The sequence below is a fragment of the Streptomyces sp. NPDC007872 genome (assembly GCF_042868165.1).
GTDB lineage: Bacteria > Actinomycetota > Actinomycetes > Streptomycetales > Streptomycetaceae > Streptomyces.
Genome location: NZ_JBIAEA010000002.1, coordinates 577,921 through 598,391, shown reverse-complemented (window position 1 = coordinate 598,391; position 20,471 = coordinate 577,921). Strand labels below are relative to the sequence as shown.

Here is a 20,471-nt window from a genome sequence, read left to right as displayed (position 1 = left end):
GTGTCCGTCGTCGTGTTCACTGCGACGCCACCGCCTTGCCGTCGGCGCCCGTCGCGCCCCTCGTGTACTTGGGGTGGATCAGGCCCACGGCGCTGTACGGGAGGTCGTCGACCTCCTCGACCGGTACGCCGCGCTGTTCGGCGAGCAGCCGCACGTGCGCGAGGTCGGCGTCGGCGCCCCGCTTGGCGAGGATCTTCCAGGGGACGCGGCGGAGCAGGACGCGGGTGGTCTCGCCGACGCCCGGCTTGACCAGGTTGACGTCGTGGATGCCGTACTCCTCGCTGATCCGCTCCACGGCCGCCCAGCCCTCCCAGGTGGGGGTGCGGTCGGCGGCCAGGAGTTCCTTGACGTCGGCGTCGACGGTCGCGGCGACCTCGTCGAAGCGGGCGGCGACGGCGTCCAGGAAGGCTTCGGAGACGTCGGATCCGGCCAGCTCGCGGTAGAACTTGGCGCCGTGGAAGTCGTCCGGGCCGACGAGGTCGGGGCGGAGCACGGTCCGGGAGATCAGGCCGGAGACCGTGGAGTTGAGGCAGGCGGAGGGGATGAGGAAGTCCTCGCGCGTGCCGTAGGTGCGGACGCAGGAGCCGGGGTCGGCGAGGACCGCGACCTCCGGGTCGAACCCGTCGAAGTCCTTCAGCGCCTCGGCGAGTTCGCGGGTGATGGCGCCCTTGCCCGTCCAGCCGTCGACGAAGACGACGTCGGCGGGGTCGTGGTGGGCGGCGAGCCAGCGCAGCGCGTTGGCGTCGATGCCCCGGCCGCGCACGATCGAGACGGCGTAGTGCGGCAGGCCGAGGCCGTGGCGGTCCCGGGCCCAGCGGCGCATGAGGACGCCGACGGGGGTGCCGGCGCGGGCCAGCGAGACGAGCACGGGGGTGCCGGCGCGCTCGGCGAGGACGGTCTCGGTGACCGTGCCGACCGCGCGGGCGACCCGGGCGGCGGAGCTCTCCAGGGCGGCGTGGAAGAGCTCCTGGTAGCGCTCGCTGGGCTGGTACTCGACGGGCAGCGACTCCGCGTAGTGGGCGCCGCCGCTCTGGATGGCCTCCTCGCGCTCCTCGGTGGGGGCTTCGAGTTCGACATCCGAGAGGTCCTGGAGCAGCCAGCCGACCTCGTCGGGTGCGTACGAGGAGAAGGCGGGGCCGCGGAGGGGCTCGGGCAGCATGGAGCTCCTTTCGGGAGCTTCGGTGGCTTCGGTGGCGGTGAGGGTGTCGGCTCCGCTGTTCCCGACGTTTCGCGTGGTCCCGGCGGTTCCGGTGGTTCCGGGCACGTACGAGGGGACCACCGCGAGCACCACGTGCGGCACGTGCTCCGCGAGCCGGGCCAGGAGGCCGTCCGGGGCGTGCAGGGCCGGGGTGTCGGCGGCGGAGTCGACGACGAGGACAACGGCGTCGAAGCCCGCGCCCGCCACGTTGTAGGCGTAGCGCTCGCCGGGGCCGTCGGCCGGATCGTCGTGGGCGGGGAAGACGAGCCGGGTGCGGATCGCGTAGCCGGGGTCGTCGACGGCGAGGACGGGCGAGCGGGTGGTGGTGGAGTAGCGGACGTCGTGTCCGGCCTCCTCCAGGGCGGTGCCGAGGCGCAGCGGCGCGTACATCAGCTCCTCGAAGCCGAGGACGAGGACGCGGCCGGTGCCGGGCGCCGGGGTCTCGCGGGTTCCCGGGGCCTCGCCGGTTCCCTGGCTCCCCGGGGCCTCCAGGGCCTTCCCCACCCCGGCCGCCAGGGCCGGAAGGGCCGTCTCCAGGCGTTCCCGGTGCTCCGGCGTGAAGCCGTGCCGCCCGCCGTCGGGCAGGCCCCGGGGCCAGTCGAGGGCGGCCCGCACGACGGCGGAGGTCAGGGGGGCGGCCTGCGGCCCCCGTGCCGTCTCGTGCTCCGCCACGAGCGCCCGGCCCTTCTCCAGGACCCCCTCCGGGAGGCGTACGGTGCCGGCCGCGCGGGCGATCAGGTCGACGCGGGCGCCGATCTCCTCCGCGAAGGCGTCCAGGCGCTCGTGGTCGGCGGCCGAGCGCATGTCGACGAGGGCGACCACGACGTACCGCTCGCGCGGGTGGCGCTCGTGCAGGTCCCTGATGGTGTTGAGGACGGTGTTGCCGGTGGAGAACTCGTCGTCGACGAGGACGAGCGGGCCGTCGCCGGCGAGGAGCTTCGGGTCCTCGGGGAGCAGGAGGTGCGAGGTGGCGTGGGAGTGGGACTCCTCGAAGCCGCCCGCGCGGGCGACGCCGGCCACCGGGCGCCGGGTGGAGTGGAGGTACGGGGCGAGGGCGAGGCCGTCGGCGACGGCGTGGCCCAGGGCGGTGGCGGTCTCCGCGTAGCCGAGGACGACGGCGCGGGCGGCCTCCTCGTCGCCGAGGAGCTCCCGTACGCGCCGGCCGAGGTCGAGCCCCGCGCCGTACACCACCGAGGGGCGCTGGGGCACGTGCTTGCCGAGCACGCCGGAGACGAGCAGGTGCGCGCGCTTGGGGTTGCGGCGCAGCGCGAGGCCCAACAGGGCCGGCAGCTCCTCGTCGCCGATCAGTTCGACGCCCAGTCGCTCCGCGACCCACGTTCCGGTCCACACCACGTCGTCGACGTCCCTTCGTCAGCCGGTCAGTCCGGCGGTGAGCAGCTCCACGAAGCCGACGTCCTCCTTGGCGACGCCGAAGACCTCGGCGCGCAGCAGGGTGCGTTCGGCCCACGCGCGGTGCGGCTTCACTTCGTTCATCTTGTTCGTGTACGCGGAGCGGAGCACCCCGCCGCCGCCCCGCTCGGGCCGCAGGATGTCCTGGGCGTCGCTCCACTCCTCGTGGCTGACCACGGAGAGCGCGTGCACCGGCAGCACGTGGGTGGGGTGGATGCAGGTCTTGCCGAGCAGGCCGTTGGCGCGGTCGAGTTCGATCTCGCGCAGCAGGCCGTCGAGGTCGTGCTCGATGAGGGCGGTGCGCAGGTCCTCGGCGCTGCCCTCCAGGAAGGGGCTGCGGCGCAACTGGGGCTTGAACATGCGCTCGCCGGGCCGGAAGTACTCCCAGACGGGTCCGGTGATGGTGAAGCCGGTGCCGTCGGCGCGGCCGAGGACGTTGACGACGTCGGAGATGACGTGGGCGACGACCTTGACGTCGTACGCGGTCATCTCGGGCGAGCGGCGCAGGCCGTAGGCGGAGCAGAAGTCGGTGACGCCGAGGCGCAGGGCGAGGACGTGGTCGCGGTACGCGTCGGTGATCGAGGCGATGCCGGCGAGGGTCTCGACCCGGGTCTCCAGGTGGAGGAGCTCGGGGGACTCCAGGACGGGCATGGCGTAGAGGCGCCGGCCGCTCGTCCGCTCGGCCTCGACGAGCGCTTCGAGGAAGGCGCGGCCGCGCTTCTCGGTGAATTTGGGCAGTACGAATCCGGACAGCAGGTGAATCGTTTCGCCGAGGCGGCCGACGAGGCTGGTGATCTGGGCCGGCTCCCGGACCCGGATGAAGAGCAGGGGCGCGTCCGTGCCACCGGCGGCGAGCTCGGCGAACTCCCGGACGAGGTTGTCCTCGCCGGCCTCGACGTCGGCGTCGCTGATGGAGTCCTCCAGGCAGAGCACCATGGAGACCACGCCGCGGGCGGCCTGTTTGCGCACGGCGGCGGCGAGCCGCGGCCGGGTGGCCGGGCTGTAGAGCGTGGCGCCCAGGGCCGCGGCGAGCGTGCGCGCGGGCGAAGCGGCCGTGAACTCGACCGGCTCCCGGTGGAACAGCCCGGTCCGCCTCACGGACGGGATGTGCCCGAAATGACGCATATATGGATCCCGTCTGCCTTGCCGTGTCCTGGCGACACGTGGCCGGTAATAGTACGTAGGTGCGGGTGACCCTGGTTCCCCCAGCGTATGAAATTCAGGTAACCCGTCCGCGTCCGTCGGTCTCGTCCCGGTCTCGGTACCGCCCCCGCGTTGTCCGCGGGTCGGCCGGGAGGGCAGGATTGCGGTCATGACGCACGCGATGCTGAAGGGCTCCAACGTCCCTCTCGACACCGCGGCCGTACGGGCCGTGCTCCGCTGGACCCCGGGCCCCGGGGTCCCCGACGTGGACGCCTCGGCCCTGCTGCTCGGGCCCTCCGGGCGCGTGCGGTCCGACGAGGACTTCGTCTTCTACAACCAGCCGCGCCACCCCTCGGGGCTCGTGCGGCGCCTGCCGAAGAAGCGGGACGCCGCGGGTCTGACGGACACCGTCGAGGCCGACCTCGGCGGTCTCGACGCCTCGGTCGACCGGGTGGTGGTCGCCGCCTCCTCCGACGGCGGCACCTTCCGCTCCGTCTCCGACCTGCGGATCCTGCTGTACGACGCCACGGGGCCCGAGCGCGAGCCGCTGGCCCTGTTCGAGGTGACGGCGGAGACCGGCGAGGAGACGGCCGTCATCTGCGGCGAGCTGTACCGGCGCGGGGACGCCTGGAAGTTCCGCGCGGTGGGACAGGGCTACCCCACGGGCCTCGTGGGCCTCGCCACCGACTTCGGCATCTCCGTCGACGAGGACGCCCAGGAAGGCGCCCAGGAGGGCCGGGACGGCCTTCCCGGGGCCCCGGAGGCCGCGCGGGCCCCGGAGGGCGCCGGGTCCGGCTCCCCGGCCCACGGCACGCCCGCCGCCGGCTCCGCCGACCTCGACGCGACCGTCGTCCGCCCTCCCGTGCCGCCGCAGCCCGCGGTGCCGCCCCGGCCGGACCGGGCGCCCTCCTACGGCTACCCGCAGCAACCGGTGAACGGCCCGGCCCCCGCGTACGGCTATCCGCAGCCGGTGGGCGCTCCCGAGCAGAACCCGTCCCCGGACTTCCGGATGCCGCCGATGGGTCCCCAGTTCGTCAGGTCCTGACGCCCTCGGGGCGGGCACCGCGCCCGCCCTTCAGGTCTTGGTCTTGTAGCCGCGGCCCCACTGGAGGCCCCAGCCGTACAGCCGGTCCAGCTCCGCCTGGAAGCCGTACACGAAGCGGACCTCGCGCCGGACGGTCAGGTCGCCCTTGACGTTCTCCAGGGAGAAGACCGCGCAGGAGCGGGCCTGCGGGGCGCGCTCGTCGAGCTCGATCTCGATCCGGGGGCCGTTGCTCGGGTAGAGCGTGACCTTGGCGTGGGTGCGGTCGAAGGCCGGCGTCTGGTCGTAGATGTAGACGAAGAACAGCAGCCGCTTGATCGCGTCCCGCTGGTCCAGGTTGACGAAGATGGTCTCCCCGGAGGAGCCGCCGAAGCGGTCGTCCCCGCTCAGCTTCACATACGGGGCCGCGTTCAGGTCGCCGAAGAAGTTGCCCAGCGGCTGCACCACGCCCTTGGAGCCGTCGGCGAGCTCGTAGAGACAGCCCAGGTCCAGGTCGACGTTGACCATGCCCTGGGTGTGGGCCTGGACGACCTCGGGCTTGAAGAGCTGGGCCGGGTTGCGCAGCAGCCGGCCGCCCTGGCGGGAGCGGCCCTCGATGTCGGAGGTCCGCATCCGCCAGGAGAGGTTCACCCGGAGGTTGCCGGTGGCGGCCCCCTGCTTGCTGAGCGAGACGGACGGACGCCGTTTCGTCAGGTCGATCGCGTTCGACACGGCGTTGCCCGAATCGAACTGGGCCGCCCTCCCCGCGAACAGGTTGTCCCAGAAGGCCATGCCGCCCCACCCCCACCACTCGTCTGCGTCCGCACATGCCCGCGGGGCGGCCGGGTGCTCCGGCCGCCCCGCAGTGAAGCGTTCCTCGTCGACGGGGGTGTCACACCCCCGAGGTCACCTCTGTCTTGTCTCCCGAGGAGCCGCCCTCGGCCGCCGCGAGCGCCTTGTTGCGGCGGACGGAGGACCAGAAGGACCAGGCGATCAGGACGACGCCGATGAGGCCGGTGATGACCTCGTTGATCTCGTACTGGATGGTGACCAGGAGGAGCACGGCGAGGGCGCCGATCGCGTAGTGCGCGCCGTGCTCCAGGTAGACGTAGTCGTCGAGGGTGCCCTGGCGGACCAGGTAGACGGTCAGCGAACGCACGTACATGGCGCCGACGCCGAGACCGAGCGCCATCAGGACGATGTCGTTGGTGATGGCGAAGGCGCCGATGACGCCGTCGAAGGAGAAGGAGGCGTCGAGGACCTCCAGGTACAGGAACATGAAGAAGGCGGCCTTGCCGGCCAACTGGACCGCGGAGACCTTCTTGCCGGAGCGCCTGGCCTCCTCCTCGACCTCGTGCTCCCGCTCCTCTTCCTCCTCCAGCTTGTTCTCGAAGAAGCTGGAGAGACCGCCGACGACGAGGTACGTGATGAGACCGGCGATGCCGGAGATCAGGACCGTCTGCGCCTTGTCGACGTGCGTGCCGCCGTGCTGGTGGGCGTGGGTGGCGAAGGTCATCGAGGTGACGAGCAGGACGATGAGGGCGATGCAGACCGACAGCATGTCGACCTTGCCGAGCTTGGCCAGCGGGCGCTCGATCCAGGCGAGCCACTTGATGTCGCGGTCCTCGAAGATGAAGTCGAGGAAGATCATCAGCAGGAACATGCCACCGAAGGCGGCGATCGACGGATGCGCGTCGGTCACCAGCTCCTGGTACCTGTTCGGCTGGTTCAGGGCGAGGTCGACCGCCTCGATCGGGCCGATCTTGGCACTGATCGCGACGATCACGACGGGGAAGACGAGACGCATGCCGAAGACGGCGATCAGGACGCCGATCGTGAGGAAGATCTTCTGCCAGAAGGCGTTCATCTTCTTCAGGATTCCGGCGTTGACCACCGCGTTGTCGAACGAGAGAGAGATCTCGAGGACGCAGAGGATCGCGACCACTCCGAAGGCCTGCCACCCCCCGTAGAGCACAGCCGCGACCAGGCCCAGCGCAGTGATCGCGAATGACCAGCCGAAGGTTTTCAGAACCACTGTCTACCCCATCGTGAAATTACATGGCTTTACGAAACGTTGACCCCGAAGTCTAGAGCGATGCCCCGCAGCCCGGACGCGTACCCCTGACCCACGGCCCGGAACTTCCATTCGCCGTTGTACCGGTAGAGCTCGCCGAAGATCATCGCGGTTTCGGTCGAGGCGTCCTCGGAGAGGTCGTAGCGGGCGAGTTCCTGGCCGTCCGTCTGGTTGACGACCCGGATGAAGGCGTTGCTGACCTGGCCGAAGCTCTGGCCGCGGTTGTCGGCGTCGTGGATCGAGACCGGGAAGACGATCTTGTCGCAGTGGGCCGGCACCTTGGTGAGGTCCACGATGAGGGACTCGTCGTCCCCGTCGCCCTCGCCGGTGAGGTTGTCCCCGGTGTGTTCGACGGAGCCCTCGGGGCTGCGGAGCTGGTTGTAGAAGACGAAGTACTCGTCCCCGAGCACCCGGCCGGCCTGGCAGAGCAGGGCGCTGGCGTCGAGGTCGAAGGGGGCTCCCGTGGTGGAGCGCGCGTCCCAGCCGAGCCCGACGAGGACCTGGGTGAGGTTGGGTGCGGCCTTGGAGAGGGAGACGTTGCCTCCCTTGGCGAGCGTGACGCCCATGGTTCTTTTCCTCCCCGGTGGATGATGAGGCACGTCCGGCGCCGCACTTCCGAGTGCGGCGCCGGACGGTTGGTGCGGGTGCGGCTCAGACGTTGACGCCGAAGTCCTGCGCGATGCCGCGCAGGCCCGAGGCGTAGCCCTGGCCGACGGCGCGGAACTTCCACTCCGCGCCGTGGCGGTACAGCTCGCCGAAGACCATGGCGGTCTCGGTCGAGGCGTCCTCGGAGAGGTCGTACCGGGCGATCTCGGCGCCGCCGGCCTGGTTCACGACGCGGATGAACGCGTTGCGCACCTGGCCGAAGGACTGCTGGCGGTTCTCGGCGTCGTAGATCGAGACCGGGAAGACGATCTTGGCCACGTCGGCCGGCACGCCCGCCAGGTCCACCTTGACCTGCTCGTCGTCGCCCTCGCCCTCACCGGTGAGGTTGTCGCCGGTGTGCTCGACGGAGCCGTCGGCGCTCTTCAGGTTGTTGAAGAAGACGAAGTCCTGGTCGTTGCGGACCTTGCCCGCCTCGCTCACCAGGATGGCGCTGGCGTCGAGGTCGAAGTCCGTACCGGTGGTGGTGCGGACGTCCCAGCCCAGACCGACGGTCACGGCGGTGAGGCCAGGGGCCTCCTTGGTCAGCGAGACGTTGCCGCCCTTGCTGAGGCTGACTCCCACGAGTCCCTCCATAGGTTTCCAGGGGCAGCGCCCCCAGTCGTGCGTTGGCATCGGATCAACGTCTGGATCCTAGTGACGGGTTCCCGGTCGAAACAGTCGATTCGCCCGGTGAATCCGAGGGTGTCGGCCCCGGAGCCCCTCCGGAACCCCGCCGCGGCCCCTCAGAGGGCTGCCAGCGCCTCGACGTAGGCGGCGGCGTCGCGGGCGTCCGGCAGGGCGTTGACGACGCTCCAGCGGACGGTTCCCGCCTTGTCGAGGACGAAGGTGCCGCGCACCGCGCAGCCCTTCTCCTCGTCGAAGACGCCGTAGGCGCGGGAGACCTCGCCGTGCGGCCAGAAGTCGGAGAGCAGCGGGAACTCCAGGTCCTCCTGGTCACCGAAGACGCGCAGGGTGGGGACGGAGTCGGCGGAGACGGCGAGGAGCTGGGTGTCGTCGTTGACGAACGCCGGGAGGTTCGCGCGGAGCTCGCGCAGCTCACCGGTGCAGACGCCGGTGAAGGCGAAGGGGTAGAAGAACAGCAGGACGTTCTTCTCGCCGCGGAGGTCGGCGAGCCGCACGGTGCGCCCGTGGTTGTCCTTGAGCTCGAAATCCGGGGCCTCGGTGCCGACCTCGATCGCCATCGCGTGCGCGTCCCTCTCGACGGGGCCCGCGGCGCCGGGCCGACGGGAACCCGGGCGCTGGGCCGAAACGGTGAGACCCACCCTACGCCCGTACGGGAAGCCCCTGCGCGCGCGGGAAGCCCGGCGCCGGGGAGGCCCCGGAACTTCCGCGCGGAGAAGCCCCCGCACGCGTACGGGAAGCCCCTGCGCGCGTGCGAGGACCCGTGACCGGGCCCCGTACGCGACGAGCCCCCGCCGGACCGGGTCCGGCGGGGGCTCGTCGTAGCGTGGGTGATCAGCGCTTCGGGGTCGCCAGGCGGGTGCCCGCCCAGTCCTTGGCGACGACGATGCTCTTGGTCTGGGAGAGACCAGCGGTCTGCGCGGCATCGTTGATGTCGCTCGGCTCGATGTAGCCGTCGCGGCCGGTCTTCGGCGTCAGCAGCCAGATCACGCCGCCGTCCTCCAGAAGACCGATGGCGTCCACCAGGGCGTCGGTGAGATCGCCGTCCTCGTCGCGGAACCACAGGACGACGCCGTCGGCGACGTCGTCGTAGTCCTCGTCCACGAGATCGGCCCCGATGATGGACTCGATGCCTTCACGGAGATCCTGGTCGACGTCGTCGTCGTAGCCGATCTCCTGGACCACCTGTCCGGGCTCGAACCCCAGCCTGGATGCCGGGTTGGTCCGCTCCTCCGCGTGGTCCGCGGTCGCGCTCACGGCTTGCCTCCTGCTCATTCGGAAAATGCTGTGGGCCGCGCGTGTGCGCGCGGCGCTGGCCGTAGTCCACACGTGCCGGGGCGGATCGCGCAAGTACCCGGCCCCGGAGACCGCCGAAACGGTGACGTTTGGGGCCGTCTCGCCGCAACTTCCGGCACTGTCGGACCCCCTCCGTGATCAGGTGCGAGCGTTTCGTCCGCTTACGAGGACTTCTGACTCTTCAGTCTGCCGAACGCCCGGACGAAACGCATGCGCGGGTTGGGCGTAAGGTTGCGATTTGACCGCACCCTGGCATCTGGAGGGCGCCCCGAAGGGTTACCCCTCGGTAAAGATGACGTCCGGTGTCGGCGGGGTACACGATGGAGATCCCGACCACCCCGTGGCCCCGTGACCACCCCGAACAGCGAAGGAAGAGCGTGGCTCCCGGATCCGATCGCAACCCGATCATCATTGGCGGCCTTCCCAGCCAGGTCCCGGACTTCGATCCGGAAGAGACCCAGGAATGGCTCGACTCCCTCGACGCTGCCGTCGACGAGCGGGGCCGGGCACGAGCCCGCTACCTCATGCTCCGCCTGATCGAGCGCGCCCGCGAGAAGCGCGTGGCCGTGCCCGAGATGCGCAGCTCGGACTACGTCAACACCATCGCCACCAAGGACGAGCCCTTCTTCCCGGGGAACGAGGAGATCGAGCGCAAGGTCCTCAACGCCACCCGGTGGAACGCGGCCGTGATGGTCTCGCGCGCCCAGCGCCCGGGCATCGGCGTCGGCGGCCACATCGCCACCTTCGCCTCCTCGGCCTCCCTCTACGACGTCGGCTTCAACCACTTCTTCCGCGGCAAGGACGAGGGCGACGGCGGCGACCAGATCTTCTTCCAGGGGCACGCCTCCCCCGGCATCTACGCCCGCGCGTATCTGCTCGACCGGCTGAACGAGGCCCAGCTCGACGGCTTCCGCCAGGAGAGGTCGAAGTTCCCGAACGGCCTCTCCTCCTACCCGCACCCGCGGCTGATGCCGGACTTCTGGGAGTTCCCGACGGTGTCGATGGGCCTCGGCCCGCTCGGCGCGATCTACCAGGCCCGGATGAACCGCTACATGGAGGCGCGCGGCATCGCCGACACCTCCAAGTCGCACGTGTGGGCGTTCCTCGGCGACGGCGAGATGGACGAGGTGGAGTCCCTCGGCCAGCTCTCCATCGCGGCCCGCGAGGGCCTGGACAACCTCACCTTCGTCGTCAACTGCAACCTTCAGCGGCTCGACGGCCCGGTCCGCGGCAACGGCAAGATCATCCAGGAGCTGGAGTCGATCTTCCGGGGCAACGGCTGGAACGTCATCAAGCTGATCTGGGACCGCTCCTGGGACCCGCTGCTCGCGCAGGACCGGGACGGCATCCTGGTCAACAAGCTGAACACCACCCCGGACGGGCAGTTCCAGACGTACGCCACGGAGACCGGCGGCTACATCCGGGACCACTTCTTCGGCGACGACCACCGGCTGCGGGCCATGGTCGAGGGCATGTCGGACCAGCAGGTCCTGCACCTGGGCCGCGGCGGCCACGACCACCGGAAGATCTACGCGGCCTACGCGGCGGCGAAGGCCCACGCCGGCCAGCCGACCGTGATCCTCGCGCAGACCGTCAAGGGCTGGACGCTCGGCCCGAACTTCGAGGGCCGCAACGCGACCCACCAGATGAAGAAGCTGACGGTCGACGACCTCAAGCGCTTCCGCGACCGGCTGCACATCCCGATCACGGACAAGCAGATCGAGGAGGGCCTGCCCCCGTACTACCACCCGGGGCGGGACTCCGAGGAGATCCAGTACATGCACGACCGCCGCGAGGCCCTCGGCGGGTACGTCCCGACCCGGGTCGTGCGGGCGCAGCCGCTGGAGCTCCCCGACGACAAGGCCTACGCGGCGGCCAAGAAGGGCTCGGGCCAGCAGTCGATCGCCACCACCATGGCGTTCGTCCGCATCCTGAAGGACCTCATGCGGGACAAGGAGATCGGCAAGCGCTTCGTGCTGATCGCCCCCGACGAGTACCGCACCTTCGGCATGGACGCCTTCTTCCCGAGCGCCAAGATCTACAACCCGCTGGGCCAGCAGTACGAGGCGGTGGACCGCGAACTCCTCCTCGCCTACAAGGAGTCGCCGACCGGCCAGATGCTGCACGACGGCATTTCCGAGGCCGGCTGCACGGCCTCGCTGATCGCCGCCGGATCCGCGTACGCCACGCACGGCGAGCCGCTGATCCCGGTGTACGTCTTCTACTCGATGTTCGGCTTCCAGCGGACCGGCGACCAGTTCTGGCAGATGGCCGACCAACTGGCGCGCGGCTTCGTCCTCGGCGCCACCGCCGGCCGCACGACGCTGACCGGCGAGGGCCTCCAGCACGCGGACGGACATTCCCACCTCCTCGCTTCCACGAATCCCGCCTGCGTCGCCTACGACCCGGCGTTCGGCTTCGAGATCGCGCACATCGTCAAGGACGGTCTGCGCCGGATGTACGGCCCCGAGGCCGAGGACGTCTTCTACTACCTGACCGTCTACAACGAGCCGATCCAGCACCCGGCCGAGCCGGAGGACGTGGACGTGGAGGGCATCCTCCAGGGCGTCCACCGCTTCAAGCCGGCCGAGTCGGGCACGATCCCCGCGCAGATCCTGGCCTCCGGCGTCGGCGTGCCGTGGGCGATCGAGGCGCAGCGGATCCTCGCCGAGGAGTGGAACGTGCGGGCGGACGTCTGGTCCGCCACCTCCTGGACCGAGCTGCGCCGCGAGGCCGTGGCCGTCGAGGAGCACAACCTGCTCCATCCGGACGAGGAGCAGCGCGTCCCGTACGTGACGCGCAAGCTCCAGGGCTCCGAAGGCCCGTTCGTGGCGGTCTCGGACTGGATGCGCGCGGTGCCGGACCAGATCTCCCGCTGGGTCCCCGGCACGTACACCTCGCTGGGCGCGGACGGCTTCGGCTTCGCGGACACGCGTGGCGCGGCCCGTCGCTACTTCCACATCGACGCCCAGTCGATCGTCCTCGCGGTGCTGACCGAGCTGGCCCGTGAGGGCAAGGTCGAGCGGTCGGCCCTGAAGCAGGCCGTGGACCGCTACCAACTGCTCGACGTGGCGGCGGCGGACCCGGGCGCGGCGGGCGGCGACGCGTAACCCCCCGAGAGGGGACGAGGGGCGGTGGGGCCGACGGCTCCGCCGCCCCTCGTCGTTCCCCCCGGGCCATGGTCCCGGGGGAACGACGCCCGGTCGGCCGCTCCTACCGCTCCCAGATCTTGAACGCTCTGACCTCGTAGGGCGTCTGCGGCACCCAGGTCCCCTTCCCCGGGTAGGTCTCGAACTCGCCCGTCTCCGCGCACTCGGCGGACTGGTAGGTGGTGACCGGCCGTCCCGTGCGGTTCGCGAGGGACTGGGCCGAGGTGCCGGCCGGCAGGGCGACGCAACTGTCGATGTCGGTCGTGGCCAGCTCGTGGCTCCGGACCCTGCCCTTGAAGTCGGGCTTGGGCCAGAGGCAGAGCTTCCCGGGTCCGCAGGCACCGAGCTTCGGCCCCGAGGCCGTGGCCGGCAGGGCGGTGGGCGCGGCCGTGGCCGGCAGAACGGTGAGGAGGAGGACCGCCAGGACGGCGGACGTGAGGAATCGCTTCGCGTGTCGCTTCGTCGACGGTCCCTTCGTCGACGGTCGCTTCGTATACAGGTCGTGCATGGCACTGAACCCCCGGTTTCGTCACTCTCTGTGATCAGAACTCTGCCGGAGGTCACCCCCCGTTGAGAAGAGGGCCAAAGCTTCTTCACCCGAACGGGCGACGGCCCCCACCGGACCGGATCCGGTGGGGGCCGTCGCGGGACGGGAAACGAGCAGGTCAGATGTGGGCGCCGCCCATGCCCGCCTCCGCGTTCTCGCCGCGCTTGGTCAGCAGGGCGACGCCGGCCGCGACGACCGCGACGACACCGGCGACGGTGAAGGCCAGGCCCATGCCCTGGAGGAAGGTGTCGTGGATGACCTTGGTGATCACCTGGACGAGGTCGGGGGTCATCCCCGGCGCCTTGGCCAGCTCCGGCGGGACCATGCCGAACTCGGCGGCCTGCTCCAACTGCGGGTTGGGCGGGGCCGGGATGCCGGCCTCCTTCCAGTTGTCCGCGAAGACGCCGGAGACCTTGGAGGACATGACGGCGCCGAGGACCGCCGTGCCGAGCGCGCCGCCGACCTGCATGGCGGCCTGCTGCAGACCGCCCGCCACGCCGGAGAGTTCGAGCGGCGCGTTGCCGACGATGACCTCGGTGGCGCCGACCATGACCGGGGCGAGGCCCAGGCCGAGGAGGGCGAACCAGAGGGACATGGCGAGGGTGCCGGTGCCGGCGGAGAGCGTGATCATGCCGAACATCGCGACGGCCGTGCAGACCATGCCGCCGACGAGCGGCACGCGCGGGCCGAACTTGGTGATCAGCGCGCCGGCCAGTGGCGAGGAGACGATCATCATCGCGGTCAGCGGCAGCAGGTGCAGACCGCTGTCGACCGGGCTGAGGCCCTTCACGCCCTGGAGGTAGAAGGTCACGAAGAACAGGCCGCCCATGAAGGCGAAGGCCATCAGGACCATGAGGATCACACCGGCCGAGAGCGGCACGGAGCGGAACATGCCCAGCGGAACGAGCGGCTCCTTGACCTTGGTCTCCCAGACGGCGAAGAGCGCGAAGAGGAGCACCGCGCCGAGGAGGCAGCCCCACGTCTTGGCACCGCCCCAGCCCCAGGACTCGCCGGCCTTGATCAGGCCCCAGACCAGGGTGCCCATGGCGCCGGAGAGCAGCAGGATGCCGAGGACGTCGAAGGAGCGCGGCGCGTTCTCCGCGCGGTGGTCCTTCAGGATCACCAGGCCGAGGACGAGCGCGACGACGCCGACCGGCACGTTGACGAAGAAGACGGACTGCCAGCTCACGTGCTCGACGAGCAGGCCGCCGACGATCGGGCCGCCGGCCGTCGAGGCGCCGATGACCATGCCCCAGATGCCGATGGCCATGTTCAGCTTCTCGGCGGGGAAGGTGGCGCGCAGCAGGCCGAGGGCGGCCGGCATCAGCAGGGCGCCGAAGAGGCCCTGGAGGACGCGGAAGGCGATCACGGCCCCGATGGAGTGCGAGAGGCCGATCGCACCGGAGGCGGCGGCGAAGCCGGCGATGCCGATGAGGAAGGTCTGCCGGTGGCCGAAGCGGTCACCGAGCTTGCCGGCGGTGATCAGGGCGACGGCGAGCGCGAGCAGGTAGCCGTTGGTGATCCACTGGACCTGGGCGAGCGTGGCGCCGAGGTCCTCCTTGATGGCGGGGTTGGCGATCGCGACGATCGTGCCGTCGAGCGCGACCATCATCACGCCCACGGCGACGGCGAACAGGGTCAGCCAGGGATGGCCGCGCAGTCCCTTCGCCGGACCCGGTACGGGTCCCGGGGTGCCCCCCTGGCCCTGCGGGGCCTTTTCCACGGTGGTCTGACTAGTCATACACCGAGGCTAGTGACAGTCGCTGACAATTGACAAAGCGATTCACGCGTCGGTAACTGTCACGTAGCTCACAGGTACCCTGAGCCGGAAGAAAACCCCGCAAAGCGCCGGTGGCGCCGGAGAAGAGGACCCCGAGGTGAACGTGCCCGGCCTGCGGGAGCGGAAGAAGCAGCGGACGCGCGACGCGCTGACCCGGGTGGCCCTGGAGCTCTTCACCGCCCAGGGGTACGAGCGGACCACGGTCGACGAGATCGTCGAGGCCGTCGAGGTCTCCCAGCGCACCTTCTTCCGCTACTTCTCCTCCAAGGAGGAGGTCGCCTTCGCCGTCCAGCAGATGGTGGAGGAGCGCTTCGTCCGCTCCCTCGCGCGGCGGCCCCCGGCCGAGGGCCCCCTCGACGCGCTGCGCAACGCCGTCCTCTCCTCCTGGGACACCATCGGCGAGGCCATCACCGCGGTCGTCCCGGTCGGGCTGTACCTGCGCACCTTCCAGTTGATCGAGTCGACACCCGCGCTGCTCGCCGTCCACCTGCGCCGCTCCACCGAGATGGAGGAGACGATCGCCCGGATCATCGCCGAGCGCGAGGGCGTCGACGTGGACGCGGACCCGCGGCCCCGGATCGTGGTGGCCGCGTTCAGCGGGGTGATGCGGGTGACCGGACAGATGTGGGGCCGGGGCGCGGACCAGAGCCTGGAGGCCATCCGCGCGCTCACCGAGGAGTACCTCGACCACCTCGGCCCGGCGCTGGCCCCGCACTGGCGGGACCGGGACCGGGACCGGTGCGAAGAGGGTCGCCGCGCCCTCTAGGGGGCACGTACGGAGACGTCTGGGGGCGCGTACGGAGACATCCGGGGGCCCGTACGGAGACGTCTCGTGCAGGCCCCCGGTTCCCGGTCCCGCGGAGGCGTGACCTACGTCCCACCTGGTACGGAACCACCCCCGCCGCCCCGTAGGGTGGCGGCCCGTGACACCTGTCGAGACCCCGTCCGCCCCCTTCGCCGCGCGCGCCCTGCTCGCGCTCGTCGTCGTGCTCGTGCTCCTCGCGACCACCGGGTGGACCACGATCCGGCACCGGCCCGTACCGGGGCCCTCCCGCGAGGCCGCGCTCGCCGCCTGGGCGCACGACCGGACCGGCGGCCGCCCGCTGCCCGACCCGGCGGCCCCGCCCCGTACCGTCGCGGCGTTCTTCGCCGGGCTCGGCCCGGCGGGCGGCGCCCGGCTCGCCGCACGGCACCCGTTCGTCGTCGGCAACCTCAACGGCGCCCCGGTCGCCCTGCGCTACCGCGCCAACCGGATCACCCTCGCGCGCGCGTACGGCGCCGAGCGCGGCAGGGCCGACGACCCCCGGCTCTCCCCCGAGGGCCGCCACGAGGCGCAGCGCCGGATCGACCGCTTCGCCTCGCTGCTGCGGCCGGGCCGGCAGATCCTCGCGTTCGACCCGACGGGGACGGGACGGGCCGCCGAGGTCCTCGGGGACCTGGAGCGGGCCCGGCGCGTCTCGGTGGTCGTGCCCGGCGTCGACACCAACCTCCTCACCTTCCAGCGGACCCACGGCCGGTACGGGGCCCCCGTCGGCATGGCGCAGGCCCTCTACGACGCCGAGCGGCGGGCCGCGCCGGGAGACGGAGTCGCGGTGATCGCCTGGGCCGACTACACCGCGCCCGCCGGGATCGGCATCGACGCGCTGACCGGGCGGCTCGCCGGGGCGGGCGCCGCGCGGCTCGTCGGACTGACCGAGGCGCTGCCCGGGAACGCCCGGGTGGCGCTCTTCTGCCACAGCTACGGCTCCGTGCTCTGCGGGGCCGCCGCGCCCCGGCTGCCCGCCCGGGTGACGGACGTGGCCGTCTCCGGGAGCCCCGGCATGCGCGTGGAGCGGGCCGCCGACCTCGCCACCACGGCCCGGATCTGGGCGATGCGGGACGCGGACGACTGGATCGCGGACGTGCCGCACCTGGAGGTGGGCGGGATCGGACACGGAGCGGACCCGGTGGCCCCCGAGTTCGGCGCGCGGCTCCTCTCGGCGCGCGGGGCCGTCGGGCACAGCGGCTATTTCGCGCCGGGGACGGTGAGCCTCGGGAACTTCGCCGCGATAGGCGTCGGTGCCTATCCGCACCTGGTCTGCGCACGTGCCGACAGCGCTTGCCACGACGGAATATCCGGTACGGAAGGGTCGCGACGCGCGTAGATCCCGTGATTTCGGGACCTTTCACAGGGGCGACGCCGGAGCGGGCGCCGCTTACGATGAGGCGTATGGGTGATGTGCTGGCCGGAATTCATACCGCCTGGGAGTTCGAGAGCGACGCCCTCGTCATCCGTTTCGAACGGGGGATCCGCACGCCGAAGCTGTTCCAGGTCCTGCGCGAACGACGCGTGCCGTACGAAGCGCTGGCGTCCGTGACGCTCACGCCCGGCAAGCGGGGCACCGTCGTGCTGCACGCCGTGCCGAGACCCGGCGCCGATCCGCTGATGGAGGCGGCCGCGGGACAGCTCAAGGAGGGCTCCGATCCGTACCGGCTCGTGCTGCCGGCGGACCGGGAGACCCTCGCCGAGTACTACCGGGACGAACTGCGGGCGCTCCTGCCGCCGGAGCCGGGGGCCGCGGGGGCCGCCGGACACGGCGGGAGCGCCCCGTACGACGTGCTCGACGGACCCTCCCCGGGCGGTGGACTCGCCCCGGACGACGGGCTCGACGGACCGGAGGATCCGTACGGGACGGGCGGGGCCGTGACGCCCGCCGAGCGGTTCCTCGTGGCGCCGCCGCCGGGACCGCTGTCCTTCAAGGCATACGACGGGAAGGCCAGCTTCGACGGCAGCGCGGAGGTCGCGTTCCGCTGGTTCTGGACCGGGGCGTCCTCCGAGAAGTGGAAGGCGGGCGACCAGACCTTCTCGGTACGGGACCTGTGCGGGGTCGAGTGGCGCTCGCCCGACGTCTTCGACGGGCACCTGCGGCTGGTGCTCCGGGACGGCGGGCCCCGGCCCACCCAGCCCGACCACGACCCGGCGTCCGTCGTCTTCGGCCTCGGCTACGGGCTCGTCCACGAGTCCCTGCCCTTCGCCGCGGCCGTCCTCGCGGCGATCCGCACCGCGGACCGCGCCCCCGTGCCCGTCGGCTCCCGGACCCCCGGGGTGGTGGCCGAAAGGATTCGGCACCTGGGCGAGCTGCACCGGGCGGGTCTGGTGACGGACGAGGAGTTCTCCGCGAAGAAGGCCGAGTTGCTCGCGGAGCTCTGAGACCGCCGGGGTTCTGAGGCCGCCGGAGCTCTGAGACCGCCGGGGTTCCGAGGCCGCCGGGGCTCTGAGACCTCCGGGACCCCGGCGCCCGGCCCCTCGGGGAGGTCCCGGGTCATACCCCGGTATCAGCCCGCACCCCGGCCCCCGGTATGACGCCGGGGGCCCGGGCCGCTGCCTACGCTGGGCGGGCCATGACCACCGAACCGCGGCCCGAGCCGCCCACCGCTCCCCGCACCGAGTCGGCCGCCCCGTCCCGCCCCGAACCGCCGTCCCGGCCGTCCGGCCGCCGGCCCCTCGTCCGGGCGCGCGAGGCGTTCCGGGGCCTCGGGGCGTTCCGGGGCCTCGGGGCCGCGCTCACCACCCCGACCGCCCCCGGGGCGCCCCTCCTCGCCGACGCCTCCTCCCGCTGGGTGCGGCTGCTCCCGTACGCCGTCGCCCTCGCCTTCGTCGCCTCGCTGCTCCCCACCACCGTCCACCTCCTCGCCGGGGACTACGGCGTCGCCGGGGCCCTCGCCGGGGCGATCGGCACCGCGCAGACCGCGCCGCTGCTGCTCGCCGTCACCCGCCCCCTCCAGGCCTGGTGGGTCGTCTTCGCCGCCGACGTGCTCGGCGCGTTCGTCCTGCTCGCCGCCGACGGCCCGCGCGCCCACCTGTGGCCCTGGACCCCGCCGCTCGTCGTCGGCTACTGCGCGCTGATGGTCGCGCTCGGCCTGCGCGAGTCCCGCCGGGCGCTGTTCGGCGTCTGGCTGGCGACGGGGGCCGCCGGATACGTCCTGGAGGTGTTCCGGCCCGCCGGGCACGTCAGCGTCCACACCCTGCTGTTCGTCCTGAGCGGGGTGCTGCTCCTCCTCACCTCGGCGGTACGCGCGCGGGGGGACGCCCAGCGGCGGCTCGTGGAGCAGGAGACCATCAGCGAGGCCGAGCGGTCCCGCCGCACGCTCCTGGAGGAGCGGGCCAGGATCGCGCGCGAACTGCACGACGTCGTGGCCCACCACATGTCCGTCATCACCGTGCAGGCCGACTCGGCGCCGTACCGCATCCCGGAGCTTCCCGAGGCGGCCCGCGAGGAGTTCGGGTCCATCGCGGCGAGCGCGCGCGAGTCCCTCGCCGAGATGCGCCGGCTGCTCTCCGTGCTGCGCAGCGACGGCAGCGAGGGCGAGCGGGCCCCGCAGCCGGGCCTCGACCGGCTCCAGCAACTGGTGGAGGCGACCGTACGGGCCGGGGTGCCGGCCGAACTGCGGCTCGCCGCCGACCTCGGGGACGTGCCGCAGGCGGTGGACCTGTCCGCGTACCGGATCGTGCAGGAGGCCCTCGCGAACGTCGTCCGGCACGCGCCCGGCGCCGTGACCCGGGTCTCGGTCCGGGCGGACGGGGGGTGGCTGACGGTCCTCGTCGTCAACGGGCCGTCCCTGGAGGAGGGTTCGTCCGTCGAGCGGGGGGCGCCCGGCACCGGGCACGGGCTCGTCGGCATGCGGGAGCGCGTACGGTTGACGGGCGGCTCGCTGGACACCGGGCCGCTTCCCGACGGCGGCTTCCGGGTCGCGGCCCGGCTTCCCCTGCGCATGGAGGACCCCGCGTGACCATCCGCGTGATCATCGTCGACGACCAGGCCATGGTGCGGGCCGGTTTCGCCGCCCTGCTCGCCGCGCAGCCCGACATCGACGTCGTCGGCGAGGCCCCGGACGGGCGGCGGGGCGTGGAGGCGGCGCGGTCGGCGCACCCGGACGTGGTCCTCATGGACGTGCGGATGCCGGAGCTGGACGGGCTCGCGGCGGCCCGCGAGATCCTGCACCCGCCGGCCGGGGTCACGCACCGGCCGAAGGTGCTGATGCTCACCACCTTCGACGTGGACGACTACGTGTACGAGGCGCTGCGCGCGGGCGCGTCCGGCTTCCTCCTCAAGGACGCGCCGCCGGCCGACCTGATCGCGGCGGTACGGGTGGTGGCGGCGGGCGAGGCGCTGCTCGCCCCGTCCGTGACCCGGCGCCTGATCGCCGACTTCGCCGCGTCCCGCCCGGCCCCGCGCCGGGACACCACGGCGCTGCGCCTGAACGGTCTCACCCCGCGCGAGACGGAGGTCCTGGAGCTGATCGCCCGGGGCCTGTCCAACCAGGAGATCGCGCGGAGCCTGGTCCTCGCCGAGCAGACGGTGAAGACCCACATCGGCCGGGTCCTGGCCAAGCTGGACCTGCGCGACCGGGCCCAGGCGGTGGTCTTCGCCTACGAGTCGGGGCTCGTGACGCCCGGCACGGCCTGACGCCCGGACGAGGACGGGGAACCCCCCGGGGGAAAACCCCACCCCTTCCCCGGGGACGGCCGCTCCCCCACCCCCTACCCCGGTATCAAAGGGCAGTTGGCCCCCCGGTGTGACGTGCC

Annotated in this window: 17 protein-coding genes; 7 read left to right on the top strand and 10 right to left on the bottom strand. The window is 72.0% G+C overall.

The features are described 5' to 3' along the window. Positions 1–16: 16 nt before the first annotated feature. Both ACFYNX_RS07825 and ACFYNX_RS07820 read right to left on the bottom strand, forming a co-directional pair. Positions 17–2,551 carry a phosphoribosyltransferase gene (locus ACFYNX_RS07825; protein ID WP_388658778.1) on the bottom strand — a complete coding sequence of 845 codons (2,535 nt, stop codon included), beginning with the start codon at positions 2,549–2,551 and terminating at the stop codon, positions 17–19. 18 nt (positions 2,552–2,569) lie between these two features. Next, on the bottom strand, positions 2,570–3,733 hold the full coding sequence (locus tag ACFYNX_RS07820; RefSeq protein ID WP_388658776.1) for an HpcH/HpaI aldolase/citrate lyase family protein: 1,164 nt from the start codon (positions 3,731–3,733) through the stop codon (positions 2,570–2,572). Positions 3,734–3,920: 187 nt separating this feature from the next. On the opposite strand from ACFYNX_RS07820, the gene ACFYNX_RS07815 reads away from it, so the two are divergent. Further along, complete coding sequence (locus tag ACFYNX_RS07815) at positions 3,921–4,796, top strand: TerD family protein (RefSeq protein WP_388658773.1); 876 nt, start codon at positions 3,921–3,923, stop codon at positions 4,794–4,796. Between the two features lie 30 nt (positions 4,797–4,826). Here the strand turns inward: ACFYNX_RS07815 and ACFYNX_RS07810 are convergent, their stop codons facing one another. The 6 genes from ACFYNX_RS07810 to ACFYNX_RS07785 all read right to left on the bottom strand — a co-directional run bounded on the left by ACFYNX_RS07810 (position 4,827) and on the right by ACFYNX_RS07785 (position 9,390). Beyond that, on the bottom strand, positions 4,827–5,564 hold the full coding sequence (locus tag ACFYNX_RS07810; RefSeq protein WP_388658771.1) for a Tellurium resistance: 738 nt from the start codon (positions 5,562–5,564) through the stop codon (positions 4,827–4,829). Between the two features lie 100 nt (positions 5,565–5,664). Further along, on the bottom strand, positions 5,665–6,807 hold the full coding sequence (locus tag ACFYNX_RS07805; protein WP_365537890.1) for a DUF475 domain-containing protein: 1,143 nt from the start codon (positions 6,805–6,807) through the stop codon (positions 5,665–5,667). A gap of 29 nt (positions 6,808–6,836) precedes the next feature. After that, the gene (locus tag ACFYNX_RS07800) at positions 6,837–7,412 is read right to left on the bottom strand and encodes a TerD family protein (RefSeq protein ID WP_125663907.1); all 576 of its coding nucleotides are present in this window, start codon (positions 7,410–7,412) and stop codon (positions 6,837–6,839) included. An 85-nt stretch (positions 7,413–7,497) separates the two neighbouring features. After that, positions 7,498–8,073 (bottom strand): TerD family protein, encoded by a 576-nt coding sequence (locus ACFYNX_RS07795; protein WP_356544535.1) that lies wholly within the window; start codon positions 8,071–8,073, stop codon positions 7,498–7,500. 161 nt (positions 8,074–8,234) lie between these two features. After that, on the bottom strand, positions 8,235–8,693 hold the full coding sequence (locus ACFYNX_RS07790; protein WP_388658766.1) for a peroxiredoxin: 459 nt from the start codon (positions 8,691–8,693) through the stop codon (positions 8,235–8,237). A 274-nt stretch (positions 8,694–8,967) separates the two neighbouring features. After that, complete coding sequence (locus ACFYNX_RS07785) at positions 8,968–9,390, bottom strand: DUF3052 domain-containing protein (protein ID WP_125663913.1); 423 nt, start codon at positions 9,388–9,390, stop codon at positions 8,968–8,970. A gap of 416 nt (positions 9,391–9,806) precedes the next feature. On the opposite strand from ACFYNX_RS07785, the gene aceE reads away from it, so the two are divergent. After that, positions 9,807–12,539: a pyruvate dehydrogenase (acetyl-transferring), homodimeric type gene (gene aceE / locus ACFYNX_RS07780; RefSeq protein ID WP_365537896.1), complete on the top strand. Its 2,733-nt coding sequence runs from the start codon at positions 9,807–9,809 to the stop codon at positions 12,537–12,539. A gap of 103 nt (positions 12,540–12,642) precedes the next feature. Here aceE and ACFYNX_RS07775 read toward each other — a convergent pair whose 3' ends face one another. Continuing rightward, complete coding sequence (locus ACFYNX_RS07775; RefSeq protein ID WP_388658761.1) at positions 12,643–13,086, bottom strand: peptidase inhibitor family I36 protein; 444 nt, start codon at positions 13,084–13,086, stop codon at positions 12,643–12,645. A gap of 157 nt (positions 13,087–13,243) precedes the next feature. Then, complete coding sequence (locus tag ACFYNX_RS07770; RefSeq protein WP_388659757.1) at positions 13,244–14,737, bottom strand: MFS transporter; 1,494 nt, start codon at positions 14,735–14,737, stop codon at positions 13,244–13,246. 265 nt (positions 14,738–15,002) lie between these two features. Between ACFYNX_RS07770 and ACFYNX_RS07765 the strand changes: the two genes are divergently transcribed. From ACFYNX_RS07765 to ACFYNX_RS07745, 5 genes are all read left to right on the top strand, one after another. Further along, entirely contained in the window at positions 15,003–15,671 is a 669-nt protein-coding gene (locus tag ACFYNX_RS07765; RefSeq protein ID WP_388658759.1) for a TetR family transcriptional regulator, read from the top strand. Positions 15,672–15,828: 157 nt separating this feature from the next. Further along, the gene (locus ACFYNX_RS07760; protein ID WP_388658756.1) at positions 15,829–17,049 is read left to right on the top strand and encodes an alpha/beta hydrolase; all 1,221 of its coding nucleotides are present in this window, start codon (positions 15,829–15,831) and stop codon (positions 17,047–17,049) included. A gap of 56 nt (positions 17,050–17,105) precedes the next feature. Then, positions 17,106–18,095 carry a DUF4429 domain-containing protein gene (locus ACFYNX_RS07755; RefSeq protein ID WP_365537909.1) on the top strand — a complete coding sequence of 330 codons (990 nt, stop codon included), beginning with the start codon at positions 17,106–17,108 and terminating at the stop codon, positions 18,093–18,095. A gap of 191 nt (positions 18,096–18,286) precedes the next feature. Next, positions 18,287–19,675, top strand: coding sequence for a sensor histidine kinase (locus tag ACFYNX_RS07750; protein WP_388658753.1), 1,389 nt, complete (start codon positions 18,287–18,289; stop codon positions 19,673–19,675). Further along, the gene (locus tag ACFYNX_RS07745) at positions 19,672–20,352 is read left to right on the top strand and encodes a response regulator transcription factor (protein WP_125668600.1); all 681 of its coding nucleotides are present in this window, start codon (positions 19,672–19,674) and stop codon (positions 20,350–20,352) included. The genes ACFYNX_RS07750 and ACFYNX_RS07745 overlap by 4 nt, the downstream gene beginning before the upstream one ends. The last annotated feature ends 119 nt before the right edge of the window (positions 20,353–20,471 follow it).

Coding starts and splice junctions, on each gene's coding strand:
- ACFYNX_RS07820 (WP_388658776.1), bottom strand. CDS start 3,733: ATGCGTCATTTCGGGCACATCCCGTCCGTGAGGCGGACCGGGCTGTTC.
- ACFYNX_RS07815 (WP_388658773.1), top strand. CDS start 3,921: ATGACGCACGCGATGCTGAAGGGCTCCAACGTCCCTCTCGACACCGCG.
- ACFYNX_RS07810 (WP_388658771.1), bottom strand. CDS start 5,564: ATGGCCTTCTGGGACAACCTGTTCGCGGGGAGGGCGGCCCAGTTCGAT.
- ACFYNX_RS07800 (WP_125663907.1), bottom strand. CDS start 7,412: ATGGGCGTCACGCTCGCCAAGGGAGGCAACGTCTCCCTCTCCAAGGCC.
- ACFYNX_RS07790 (WP_388658766.1), bottom strand. CDS start 8,693: ATGGCGATCGAGGTCGGCACCGAGGCCCCGGATTTCGAGCTCAAGGAC.
- ACFYNX_RS07775 (WP_388658761.1), bottom strand. CDS start 13,086: ATGCACGACCTGTATACGAAGCGACCGTCGACGAAGGGACCGTCGACG.
- ACFYNX_RS07770 (WP_388659757.1), bottom strand. CDS start 14,737: ATGATGGTCGCGCTCGACGGCACGATCGTCGCGATCGCCAACCCCGCC.
- ACFYNX_RS07755 (WP_365537909.1), top strand. CDS start 17,106: ATGAGGCGTATGGGTGATGTGCTGGCCGGAATTCATACCGCCTGGGAG.
- ACFYNX_RS07750 (WP_388658753.1), top strand. CDS start 18,287: ATGACCACCGAACCGCGGCCCGAGCCGCCCACCGCTCCCCGCACCGAG.